Origin of the sequence: Cohnella sp., assembly GCF_041641335.1 — a bacterium.
In the GTDB taxonomy this organism is placed as follows: domain Bacteria; phylum Bacillota; class Bacilli; order Paenibacillales; family Paenibacillaceae; genus Cohnella.
The window spans coordinates 62,736-73,991 of record NZ_JBEPYQ010000025.1 but is presented as its reverse complement, the minus strand read 5'-3'; the positions used below and the strand labels follow the sequence as shown (position 1 = coordinate 73,991).

Annotated in this window: 11 protein-coding genes and 1 pseudogene; 9 read left to right on the top strand and 3 right to left on the bottom strand. The window is 58.0% G+C overall.

From position 1 onward, the window contains the following. From ACESLM_RS10685 to yajC, 4 genes and pseudogenes are all read left to right on the top strand, one after another. Positions 1 to 873: pseudogene (locus tag ACESLM_RS10685) on the top strand (SpoIID/LytB domain-containing protein); the annotation flags it as partial. Then, a complete protein-coding gene (queA, locus tag ACESLM_RS10680) occupies positions 870 to 1,910 on the top strand; it encodes a tRNA preQ1(34) S-adenosylmethionine ribosyltransferase-isomerase QueA (RefSeq protein WP_372631561.1) in 1,041 nt (346 codons plus the stop codon). The pseudogene ACESLM_RS10685 and the gene queA, both read left to right, overlap by 4 nt. A gap of 66 nt (positions 1,911 to 1,976) precedes the next feature. Next, the gene (tgt, locus tag ACESLM_RS10675) at positions 1,977 to 3,110 is read left to right on the top strand and encodes a tRNA guanosine(34) transglycosylase Tgt (protein WP_372631560.1); all 1,134 of its coding nucleotides are present in this window, start codon (positions 1,977 to 1,979) and stop codon (positions 3,108 to 3,110) included. Between the two features lie 18 nt (positions 3,111 to 3,128). Continuing rightward, a complete protein-coding gene (gene yajC / locus ACESLM_RS10670; protein ID WP_094045718.1) occupies positions 3,129 to 3,443 on the top strand; it encodes a preprotein translocase subunit YajC in 315 nt (104 codons plus the stop codon). A 76-nt stretch (positions 3,444 to 3,519) separates the two neighbouring features. Here yajC and ACESLM_RS10665 read toward each other — a convergent pair whose 3' ends face one another. Then, positions 3,520 to 4,377 (bottom strand): phosphatase PAP2 family protein, encoded by an 858-nt coding sequence (locus tag ACESLM_RS10665; protein WP_372631559.1) that lies wholly within the window; start codon positions 4,375 to 4,377, stop codon positions 3,520 to 3,522. A 68-nt stretch (positions 4,378 to 4,445) separates the two neighbouring features. Continuing rightward, complete coding sequence (locus ACESLM_RS10660) at positions 4,446 to 4,850, bottom strand: TIGR04086 family membrane protein (RefSeq protein WP_372631558.1); 405 nt, start codon at positions 4,848 to 4,850, stop codon at positions 4,446 to 4,448. 235 nt (positions 4,851 to 5,085) lie between these two features. On the opposite strand from ACESLM_RS10660, the gene ACESLM_RS10655 reads away from it, so the two are divergent. Continuing rightward, positions 5,086 to 5,835 (top strand): YetF domain-containing protein, encoded by a 750-nt coding sequence (locus ACESLM_RS10655; protein ID WP_372631557.1) that lies wholly within the window; start codon positions 5,086 to 5,088, stop codon positions 5,833 to 5,835. 74 nt (positions 5,836 to 5,909) lie between these two features. Here the strand turns inward: ACESLM_RS10655 and spoVB are convergent, their stop codons facing one another. After that, on the bottom strand, positions 5,910 to 7,478 hold the full coding sequence (gene spoVB, locus ACESLM_RS10650; RefSeq protein ID WP_372631563.1) for a stage V sporulation protein B: 1,569 nt from the start codon (positions 7,476 to 7,478) through the stop codon (positions 5,910 to 5,912). 163 nt (positions 7,479 to 7,641) lie between these two features. On the opposite strand from spoVB, the gene ACESLM_RS10645 reads away from it, so the two are divergent. The 4 genes from ACESLM_RS10645 (at position 7,642) to ACESLM_RS10630 (ending at position 11,200) form a co-directional block, all read left to right on the top strand. Next, positions 7,642 to 7,947, top strand: coding sequence for a post-transcriptional regulator (locus ACESLM_RS10645; protein WP_372631556.1), 306 nt, complete (start codon positions 7,642 to 7,644; stop codon positions 7,945 to 7,947). Positions 7,948 to 8,067: 120 nt separating this feature from the next. Beyond that, positions 8,068 to 9,342 carry a protein translocase subunit SecD gene (secD, locus tag ACESLM_RS10640; protein WP_372631555.1) on the top strand — a complete coding sequence of 425 codons (1,275 nt, stop codon included), beginning with the start codon at positions 8,068 to 8,070 and terminating at the stop codon, positions 9,340 to 9,342. Beyond that, positions 9,332 to 10,240 (top strand): protein translocase subunit SecF, encoded by a 909-nt coding sequence (gene secF / locus ACESLM_RS10635; protein WP_372631554.1) that lies wholly within the window; start codon positions 9,332 to 9,334, stop codon positions 10,238 to 10,240. Before secD ends, secF begins: the two co-directional genes overlap by 11 nt. Before the next feature lie 21 nt (positions 10,241 to 10,261). Further along, positions 10,262 to 11,200 carry a cation diffusion facilitator family transporter gene (locus tag ACESLM_RS10630; RefSeq protein ID WP_372631553.1) on the top strand — a complete coding sequence of 313 codons (939 nt, stop codon included), beginning with the start codon at positions 10,262 to 10,264 and terminating at the stop codon, positions 11,198 to 11,200. Positions 11,201 to 11,256: the final 56 nt, after the last annotated feature.

The window sequence follows — 11,256 nt, the reverse complement described above, 5'->3', positions numbered from 1 at the left end:
ACCGCAGACAACGCAAGGGAAATTTGGGGCGGGGACCAGGCGTATTATTCCTCGGCCGTAACGAGCCCGGACGAAGGGCCGCAGCAGGGCAAGCTCGATTGGCACCATGTGGCTCTGTCCAACGGAGTGAACGGATACGTCCGGTCCGATCTGGTCGCCGACAGCGGTCAGAAGCATGAGAGCGGAGCGAAAATATGGCGGGTCGTCGGCGACGGAGCCGCGGTCCGCTCCAAGCCGCAGATCGTCAGCACCGTCGAGCCGGTGGCGCGCCTGAAGGCAGGCGAGCTCGTCGTAGAGCTGAAGCGGGTTCCCGAGTACAACGATTTCAGCTGGATCGAAGCGCCGATGACGGGAGATCAATTGCTCGAAGCGCTCAACAAGCGGGTGAAAACCCGGATAGCGGGTCCGCTGCGCACGCTGGAAGTATCCGAGCGCGGTCCGTCCGGGAGAGTGACGGAAGTGAAGGCGAACGGAGTCGTCGTGGACGTCGGGGTTGGCGACAACTGGCGCAGCGCGCTGGGCGGCGTCAAGAGCACGCTGCTCTCGATCGAGGAAACCGGTCGGTTCGCGATCGTCGGCGGCGACGGCAAGACAAGGAATTATCCCGCACAGGGCGGATCGCTGCAAGTCGCCGGAGCGGACGGCAAGGCGCGAGCCTTAACCGGCCCGAACGTCTACGTGATGGACGGAGACGGCGGTTTGCGAGCCGGCACGACCTCGCCCGGCTTCGTCATTTCGGGCAACGGCTACGGCCACGGCGTGGGCATGTCCCAGTGGGGCGCGCGCGGGCTGGCCGAACAAGGGTATGACTATCAATATATCCTGAAATACTACTACGAGAACGCGACAATCGAAAAGGATGCCAAGCGATGAACGTTAGCGATTACGATTTTGAACTGCCGGAGTCTCTGATCGCTCAGACTCCGTTATTGGAAAGAACCTCGTCGCGGCTGCTCGTGCTGGACAAGCGGACGGGCCGTACCGAGCATCGCGTGTTCACCGATTTGGCCGAATATTTGCAGCCGGGGGATACGCTCGTGCTCAACGATACGAGGGTGCTCCCGGCCCGTCTGTTCGGCGTCAAGGCGGATACGGGCGCGAAGGCGGAGCTGCTGCTGCTCAAGCGGATCGAGGGCGACCGTTGGGAAACTCTTGTCCGTCCGGGCAAAAAGCTGCACCGCGGAGCGACTATCGTGTTCGGGCCTTCCGATAAGCCGCTGCTCTCCGCGACGGTGGAAGAAGAAGGCGAGCTGGGGGCGAGAATCATCCGCTTCGAGTACGAGGGCATCTTCAACGAGCTGCTGGATCGGCTCGGCCATATGCCGCTTCCGCCATACATTAAAGAAACGCTGAGCGACCGCGAGCGGTACCAGACCGTCTATTCGCGCAACGAAGGCTCGGCTGCCGCGCCTACGGCGGGCCTGCATTTTACGGAGGCTTTCCTAGAGCGCCTGCAGGCGAAAGGGGTGCGGCTGTGCCCGATCACGCTGCACGTCGGGCTCGGCACGTTCCGACCCGTGTCGGCGGAAACGGTCGAGGAGCACGAGATGCACGCCGAATGGTATTCGGTTAGCGAAGAGAGCGTCAGGATGCTTAACGAGGCGAAGGCAAGCGGCGGCAGAATCGTCGCCGTCGGCACGACGTCGGCCAGAACGCTGGAGACGATCGGACAGCGCTTCAAGGACGTTCCGATCGAGGCGTGCAGCGGGTGGACGAGCATTTTCATTTTCCCCGGTTACGAATTCACGATGGTCGACGCGCTGCTGACGAATTTCCATCTGCCGCGTTCCACGCTGGTCATGTTGGTCAGCGCTCTAGCCGGCAGGGAAAACATTATTAGCGCTTATAAGGAAGCGATCGAGCGGGAGTACCGCTTCTTCAGCTTCGGGGACGCCATGTTCATTACCTAGGCAAACGGCCTATCGCACAGCGCCATACAGGCCTACTATCTTGCTTCTGAAAGGAATTTCTCCATCATGGCAGTCAAATACGAATTGATCAAAACTTGCGCCCAGACCGGAGCCAGGCTCGGCAGGCTGCATACGCCGCACGGCGTCATCGATACGCCGACGTTCATGCCGGTAGGCACGCAGGCGTCGGTCAAAGGGATGAGCCCCGAAGAGCTGAAGTCGCTCGGAGCGCAAATTATTCTCAGCAACACGTACCATCTGTTCCTTCGCCCCGGCCACGAGTTGGTCAGGGAAGCAGGCGGACTGCACCGGTTCATGAATTGGGAACGCCCGATTTTGACGGACAGCGGCGGTTTCCAAGTGTTCTCTCTGAGCGAGATGCGCAAGATTACGGAAGAAGGCGTGGAATTCCGCTCCCACATTAACGGCGACAAGCTGAGCTTGACGCCGGAGAGCGCGACGCATGTGCAGAACGCGCTGGGCGCCGACATTATGATGGCATTCGACGAGTGCCCGCCTTATCCGGCCGAATATGAATACGTCAAGCAATCGACGGAACGCACGAGCCGCTGGGCCGAAAGATGCTTGAAGGCGCACGAACGATCCCATGATCAGGCGCTGTTCGGCATCGTTCAGGGCGGCATGCACAAAGATTTGCGTAAAATGAGCGCCGCGGATTTGACTTCCCTTGATTTTCCGGGGTATGCTATTGGTGGACTAAGCGTGGGCGAGCCTAAGCCGCTCATGTACGAAATGTTGGAAGAGACCGTTCCTCATCTGCCGAGCCACAAGCCGCGGTATTTGATGGGAGTCGGTTCTCCGGATGCGCTTCTCGAAGGAAGCATTCGCGGGGTGGACATGTTCGACTGCGTCCTGCCGACGCGAATCGCCCGCAACGGAACGCTGATGACGAGCCAAGGCCGAATGGTCGTCCGCAACGCCAAGTACACGAACGATTTTAGTCCGCTCGACCCGGAATGCTCCTGCTACGCTTGCCGCAACTATTCCCGCGCCTATATCCGCCACCTGATTAAAGCGGACGAGATGTTCGGACTCCGCCTGACGACCATACATAATCTTCACTTTTTGGTTCAGTTGATGGTTCAGGTGCGCGAAGCGATCCGGGAAGACAGGCTGGGGACGTTCCGCGACGAATTTTTCGAGAAATACGGCATGGCCCACAACGAAAGCGGCTTTTAAGAGAGGGGGGAAAACGAAATGTGGTTGGCAGAAACGGCAGGCGGCGGCAACATCTGGATGACGCTGGCGCCCTTTATTCTCATGTTCGCCATTTTTTATTTCCTGTTGATCCGTCCGCAACAGAAGAAGCAGAAGCAGCGCGGTGCGATGCTGAACTCTCTGAAGAAGGGCGATAAAGTAACGACGGTCGGCGGATTGCACGGGACGATCGCGGAGATTACCGACGATACGGTTGTGTTGAAGGTAAACGACGTCACCAAGCTTACGTTCGACCGTTCTTCGGTGAACAACGTATCGGCGAAGAGCGAGACTCCATCGTTGGAAAAGTCCTGATCTCCTGCAAGCACGAAAGCCTTCCCATCCGGATAACGTTCCGGGACGGGAAGGCTTTTTTTGCGCGTCTGCGCCGTCAAGACTCGACGGGGTAAGGCGGTTCGAGCTTGTCGCGGTGCTGGACGCTGGCGCCCGAGTAAGAACGGTTTTCGGCCCAGGCTCCGATCTTCAAGCCGACGTACACGCTGAAACCGGCGAGCGCCAGTCCGGCAATCATGTCCGTAAACCAGTGAATTCCGAGATAGAAGATCGCGAAGACGATGACGATCGCGTTGATCCAAGCGAATACCGCCCACCGGCGTATGCCGGACTTGCTCGCAACCAGGGCGAGCGTGACGGAGAGCGAGGTGTGAAGGCTCGGAAAGCAGTTGTTCAGGCCCGACAACGAACGATAGTGCTGCTCGAAAGTGGGGAAAACGTTAAGCATTAGAAACTGGATTTGCGGATTCGCGTACCAGGCTTCGTTCACGGGAACGAACAGATAGAAAGGCACGGCCAGCAAATAATTGAGCACAATCGCAACGCAAAGGGCGTAATAGAGTCTCATGTTCCGCAGGTACGTATAGATGCCGACCGAGGCGATCATCGAAGCTTGAAACAGCACCAGATAGAATATCGCGGTAAAACCGATCAGGACGTCGGATTTCAAGAGGCTTTGCAGATTGGCCTGCCAGGCTCCTTCCCATCCGGTCAGCATCGGAGTCAGGTCGTAAGAGACGTTGATCCACTCTTCGAGATGCAGCTCGTATTTGTTCACCAGCAAGATCGCCAATACGGAGACGAAAAACAGTAAATACTTGCGCGAACCGATCAAGGCTTTGGCGAACGCCAGACCGACCGCGAGAGGCTGCCGGCCCGTGCCGTACCAGATCAGCGCGGCGACGGCGAGCGCGGTGGAGTATGCCACGGTCGACATACTGTGAAATAAAGTCATGACGCGTCCTCCGAACACGAAGTTGATAGCACCAGCCTATTATATCACATGGCAGGCGCTTTCACCCGTCAACGGGATTTCGCGCCGGAACCGGCGTTGACTCCGAGTATTCCCCCGACGGCCCCGGAGAGGCAGGCGACGAGCAGCAGGATGGGAACGGCCGACGACCAGCCGGCGTTGGTAGCCAGGAAGCTGATGGCCACCAGCAGCACGGAGTAGAGCAAGCCGTTGGCCATGCCGAAGTACCATCCCCGGCGTCCCGATTTTTTGGCCGATACGAAGCCGCCCGCGAAATTCGCGAAGCCGTGCACGCCGAACACCCAAGGCAGCATGTTCGATTCGTTCAGGGAAGAGCCGGTAAGCAGGATGGACAGGATGAGGGCGCCGACGGCAAGCCAAATGCCGGACCAGTACAGACCCGAGGCGACGGGAGAAGCATTGCGCAGCCCGAATATGCGGGATAACGAACTCAATGCCGATCACTCCTAACGAAATAGGTTTTGTATCAGCTTATGGCGGGCAAACGGTTCGTAGTACAGGCCCGCCCCGATTTTCGAAGCGGGATCGGGCAGGGATTACCATATTTTCCGCAGGGAAGAACGGAATGACGGGATTAAGCGGCGGTGACACTATAGGTCCGAGCTACCTTACCCGGCATGAGCCAAGCAGTTACGGGCTGCCGCGCCGGGGCGAAATACGGAGGGAAACATGGAACTGACGGCGATATTGCTTCGGACGATCTTCATGTATTTCTTCATCTTCCTGATCATGAGGATGATGGGCAAGCGCGAAATCGGCAAGCTGTCGGTATTTGATCTGGTCATCTCGATCATGATCGCGGAAATCGCCGTCATCGTCATCGAGTCGACGGAGAAGGGGATGATGACGGCCATCGCCCCGATCGTTATGCTGGTGCTGATCCAAATCGGGATCGCCTTCCTTTCGCTGAAAAACCGGACGATGCGCCTGCTGATCGACGGCAAGCCGAGCGTTCTTGTTCAAGACGGGCATCTGAACCGCAAGGAGATGCTGCGCCAAAGATACAATCTGGACGATCTGATGCTTCAGCTGCGGGAAAATCAGGTATCCGATCTCGACGAAGTCCAGCTGGCCGTGTTGGAATCGACCGGCAAACTGTCGGTTATTGTTAAGGACCGCAGCGGAAGCGGCAACAGCAATAGCGGCGGAGGTTCCGGCAACTCGAGCGGAGATTCTTCCTCGGGGGATTCCGGCCAGACCGGTTACGGAAAAGCTGACGCGAGTCCGAAAATACGCTATGAGCTGCTGCCGCTGCCGCTCATTATGGACGGTCAGGTTCAGGACGACAATTTGGAAAAGCTGGGCAAAACCCGGTTCTGGTTAAAGAGCGAGCTGCAGCAGTACGACGTGGACAACTTTAAGCAAGTGTTTTTCTGTAGCATCGACTATAAAGGAAAGCTGTACGTGGACAAAAAGTAAACGGCAGCCGACTGGCAAGCAGTACCGCAAATAACGCAGATGCTGCGATGAGGCGGCCGATTCGGCCTGACTGACTATTGCGGATTGCGTGGAGTCAGATAACGCCCGATGATCGGCACTCTGGAGACGTCCGCACGATCGACCAGCCGGAGAGGCACGAGCAGCACCGCATAGACGACGATGCCTGCCGCCCCCGCAAGGATAAGATCGGCGGCGCTCGGACCGAACCAGTCGAACTCCCAGATTCGCAAAGTCGCCGCGCTCATGACGATCATCGCGGCAGTGACTTTGAGAAACTCGAGCGGGCGCATCCGAAATCCCGTAAGACGAGCGACGCTGATCCAGTGAAGCAGCGTGACGAGCATCATGTTGACGCCGATGGCAATGACGACGCCGATCATGCCGAGCTGCGGGTCGGTGGCGAGTCGGACGATGAGAACGAGCTTTACGGCCGCTCCGGCAAAGGTGTTGAACAGGGCGGTTCCAGGGCGGTTAAGCGCCTGCAGGGCGGCCTGAAGGGGAGCTTGCATATACAGGAAAATCGCCAGCGGCGCCATCCATCTGAGCATGTGGGCCATCGAATCGTCCCCGTAGAGCAGCTTGCACACCGGAGCGGCCATCAGCGAGAGCAGGACGACGAAGGGCGCCCCCGTAATGACGGCCAGCTTCATCGATTGATGAAGCCGCACGCGGATCGTGGACCAATCGCCCCGGGAAGCCGCTTCGGACAAGGACGGCACGAGCGATACGGCCAAGGAGTACGTCAGTGCTCCCGGCAGCAGCAGCAGCGGGATGACCATCCCTTGCAGCGCTCCGTATTGAGCCGTTGCTCCCGCGGCAGCGATGCCGGCGATCGTCAAGCTTCTTACGGTCAGAATCGACTCCAGCAAGTAGGAGAGGGAGCCGATCATTTTGCTGCCGGTTACCGGAACGGCCGTATTCAGCAATTCGCGGGAATAGCTCCTTGCCGGAGCTTTGCCGGAGCCCGATGCCGAAGGCGAGGGCTCTTTGGCGCGGTCGCGAACGAATTGCCGCCACAGCACGAGCAGGCCCGCGCATTCTCCGGCCGCCATGCCCAGCACTCCTCCCGCGGCGGCGGCCTCCAAGCCGTAGGGCAGCAGCAGCCAAGCGAGCAGCAGCGTAAACACGATGCGGCATACTGTCTCTGCCGTCTGGGACATCGCGGTGGGGATCATGTTCTGTTTGCCTTGAAAATAGCCGCGCCAGACGGAAGAGACGGCCACGAGCGGAAGAATGGGAATCATGGCGAGGAAAGCGGTGTGCACCCGGGAATCGGTCATGATTCGCGTGGCGATGAACTCCGACAGCGCCAAGCACAGCGCCGCGGCGACCAAGCTGATTCCGAGCGAGATCGAGACCGCGATTTTGAGAATTCGGCGCACTCCGGCCGAGTCGTTCTTCGAGTCCGCCTCCGCGACGAGCTTGGCGACCGCGAGCGGGATGCCTCCGGAGATCAGCGTCAGAAGCACGATCGTGAAGGGGAAGACGAGCTGGATCAGTCCGACGCCTTCCGCGCCGATCATTCTCGGCAGCGCGATGCGGGGCACGAAGCCGAGCACCCGATTCAGCAGTCCGGCCGCCAGCAAAATCATGGCGCCTTGGATGAAAGATTGTTTGCGCAAGCTCAAAGAGATCCCTCTTCCCTAGCATGGGTTAGTCCATATGTATGCAAGGGTTGTCCATCTTCATGCCTTTGGAAGGAAATCGGGGGTTGAACGGAGAAAGAATATAAAGGATGATAAGGATAACGACGTTGCACTTACATCGGGCAGGAGGGAATCGCTGTTGGAGGAGCAGGACAATAGTATGCCGACCGTCGTCCCGGATACGACCGAGAACGAATCCGGATTGAACGAGGACGAGCTGAACGATACGATTGAGCAGCTATGCCGCAGCAAAGCGGAAGAGTTTCATCTGATCGGCTACGAGCAGGTGACGGGGGCGGACGTGTGGGAATGCGTCAGCGACAAGTACCATAAGAAAGGAATCCCGCCGTTGCACGAAATCGTGAACGATATTTTATCCTTGAAGGTTACGCAGTTTATGAACTACATTACCCTGAATATGTATAGAGGCGAGTATCGCAAGTAGAGGAGCGGACTATTCCCGACATCTTTCGATGGACAGGGAGTAGTCCCTTTCTTTTTGACTTCCTTTTGATCGCGTAGGTATAATAGGAACATTGAGATTTGAAAGGGGACCGCAACAGAGATGAAACGTATTGTAGCTTTCGTGCTCGTCGTTCTCGTCGGCTTCGCCGTGATGGGCGTTTTCACCCCGGGGCTGCTGAACGGTACGAAGCTTGGGCTCGATCTGAAAGGCGGGGTCGAAATTTTGTACGAGGCCCATCCGCTCACGGAGGGCGGCACCGTCACCAAGGAATCGCTTACCCGGACAGCGATGAGTCTGGAAGAACGGGCGAACCGGAACGGCGTGGCCGAGCCGGAGGTCACGACGGAGGGCAGCAACCGGATCCGCCTGAAAATCGCCGTTTCGACGGGTGAAACCGCCAAAGAGCGGGATGAAGCGATTCAGAAAATCCGCGACCTGATGAAACGCCCGGCGGAGCTTCAATTCCGCAGCTCGGTAGGCTGCGAGGACGGTTCCTATTGCAACGTGGAGCTGTACGGCTCCGACTTTAAGGAAGGCGCCGCGAAAGTCGAAATGGGCGATCTCAACAGTTACATGGTACGGATCGAAGTGAAGGACAAGCGGAAGCTGGCCGACGCGTCGAGCAAGCTCGTGGGCAAGCAACTGGCCATTTTCCTCGACGACCAGCTTCAATCGGCTCCGGTAGTGCAGCAAGCGCTGACCGACGGAACGGCCGTCATTACCGGTCAGGACTCCCGGCAAGAGGCGCAGGAGTTGGCCGACATTATCAACTTGGGTGCACTGCCGCTTAAGCTGACGGAGAAATATACGCAGAGCGTCGGCGCGACGCTGGGCCAGAAAGCCTTGGAGGACACGCTGTTCGCGGGTCTGCTCGCATCGGTGCTGATCCTGGCGTTCATGGTCTTCATGTACCGGCTTCCGGGTTTCGTCGGAAGCCTCTGCCTGATCGTGTTCGTATGGATGCTGCTTGGCGTTCTCTATCTGATGAACGCGACGCTGACTCTTCCCGGCATCGCCGCGTTCGTGCTCGGAGTCGGCATTGCCGTCGACGCGAATATCATTACGGCCGAACGGATCATGGAGGAGCTGCGCAGCGGCAAGTCGATCGCCTCTTCCCTGCGAGCCGGAGCGAAGAACAGCTTTCGCACGATCATCGACGCGCATCTGACGTCCGCGATCGCCGGCTTCGTGCTTCTATTCATGGGACATGGCATCGTCAAGAGCTTCGCGATCGTCTTCCTGTGGAGCATCGCGGTCAATATCATCACGAACGTATTCCTTCCCCGTTACTTGCTTAACTTGCTCGTGAAGAGCTCTTACTTCACCAAACCGAAGTATTACAACGTGAAGGAGAGTGAAATCAATGCGCTCTAGTCGGAAATTCGACTTCGTCAAATCCAGCCGTATTTTCCTGACCGCCTCCGCCGCGGTTCTGTTGATCGGATTGGTCGCGCTCGGCGTGTTCGGATTGAACTACGGGATCGATTTCAGCTCCGGCACCTCCGTGGACGTATCCACGACTAAGAAATTGGAAGAAACGCAGGTCAAAACTTTCATAAACGAACAAAACCTGGGGGACTACACGCTGGCGTCCGGGGAAAACCGGGAATCGATTCGCTTCAAGACGGCGCTGAATGAACAGCAGGAGAAGGATTTCAAGACGGAATTTCTGGCCAAGCTGGATCCCGATGCCTCATTCGAAATCAATATCGTCGACGTCGATATCGCCAAGGAGCAGGAGAGAAACGCATTGATCGGAATGGCGGTTGCGAGCGTCGGCATCATGCTCTACATCGTCATCCGCTTCGAATGGCGCTTCGCGCTTGGCGCTATTGTATCTACCGTATACGACGCCTTGTTCGTCATTTGCGTGTTTTCGATCTTCCGGCTCGAGGTCAATCTGCCGTTTATTCTCGCCGTGCTGACGATTATCGGGTACTCGATCAACGACACGGTCGTTATTTTCGACCGGATCCGGGAAAACCTGCGATTCGCGAAAATCAAAAGCCATGCGGATTTGAATAAGCTGGTCAACGACAGCATCTGGCAAACGTTGGCGCGTTCGATCAATACCGTCATAACGGTACTGATCGCGGCCGTCTGCTTATTCATCTTCGCCGGAGAATCGATCAGACTGTTCTCGCTTGCGATCATCATCGGTTTGGCGAGCGGGGCTTACTCCTCGATCTTCATCGCCAGCCAGGTATGGCTGTACTTCAAGAAGAAGGAACCGCTGAAAAAGGTGGCCGTAAAGCCGCAAAGCACGCCGTAAGCAACGGAAAGGGGGGCTCAAGTGGCTACGGTTCAACGTTCTCTTACCGCGGAACGCGGCTCCCTGGCATCCGTATGGGGGCTGCTCGGCATCTTTATCGTGAAAGGCTCCGTCGGCTGGCTGACGGGGAGCAAGGCGCTGCTGGCGGATGCTTGCCATTCTGCGGCGGATTGCGCCGGCACGTTCACGACCTATTTGGGATTGCGCAAGGCCAGGCTCGATCCGAACCCGGCAAGCTCGTCCCGTCATCCGGAGTCGGTTGCGGCGATCGTCTTGTCGGCGATTCTGCTCGTCGCCGGAATCGAGATGGGCGTTTCTTCGATCCGCACCGTCGCAAACGGAACCGAAGAAGCTCCGGGAGTCGGCGCGGTTATCGTCATCGCTGCGGGCATCGGCGCACGGGAGGCGCTCGTCCGCTACAAACGCAGATGCGACACCCGCTGCGGCATACGCGGCGATCGAGCCGGCGACAACCGTTCCGATATTTTCGCCTCGCTGACCGCGCTTGTCGGCACTTCGGGAGCGGTCGTCGGTTCTTGGACCGACATGCCGTTTCTCTACGTGCTCGATCCGGCCGCAGGGCTGGTCGTCTCGGTATTCGTCGTCAGAATGGGTTACCGACTGACCGCAGACGTCGTACGGGCTTCCAACCGCTGCTCGATCGACGAGTCCGACGCTCAGACGCTGCTCGAGGCGGTGCAGAGAATCGACGGCGTCGTTGCCGTAGACGAGGTGAAGGCGCGGGAGCGCGGGCATTACGTCGTACTGGACGTCTCCATTCGAGTGAATCCGCGAATCAGCGTTTTCGAAGGGCAGGACGTCGCGAATCGGGTTAGGCGCATGCTGACCAAGCGGTTTCTGCACGTCATGGACGTCAATGTCAAGGTGCAGCCGTACGATCCGGGGTATCCGTACAAGTCGAATCACCAAGAGGAAGAGATGTCCTCTATGCTGCAATAATGCGTATTTCGCGATCCGCCGCCGGAATGGGCGGCGGATCGTTTCGCCTTTAAGGA

Coding starts and splice junctions, on each gene's coding strand:
- yajC (WP_094045718.1), top strand. CDS start 3,129: ATGTGGTTGGCAGAAACGGCAGGCGGCGGCAACATCTGGATGACGCTG.
- ACESLM_RS10655 (WP_372631557.1), top strand. CDS start 5,086: ATGGAACTGACGGCGATATTGCTTCGGACGATCTTCATGTATTTCTTC.
- secF (WP_372631554.1), top strand. CDS start 9,332: ATGCGCTCTAGTCGGAAATTCGACTTCGTCAAATCCAGCCGTATTTTC.
- queA (WP_372631561.1), top strand. CDS start 870: ATGAACGTTAGCGATTACGATTTTGAACTGCCGGAGTCTCTGATCGCT.
- secD (WP_372631555.1), top strand. CDS start 8,068: ATGAAACGTATTGTAGCTTTCGTGCTCGTCGTTCTCGTCGGCTTCGCC.
- ACESLM_RS10665 (WP_372631559.1), bottom strand. CDS start 4,377: ATGACTTTATTTCACAGTATGTCGACCGTGGCATACTCCACCGCGCTC.
- tgt (WP_372631560.1), top strand. CDS start 1,977: ATGGCAGTCAAATACGAATTGATCAAAACTTGCGCCCAGACCGGAGCC.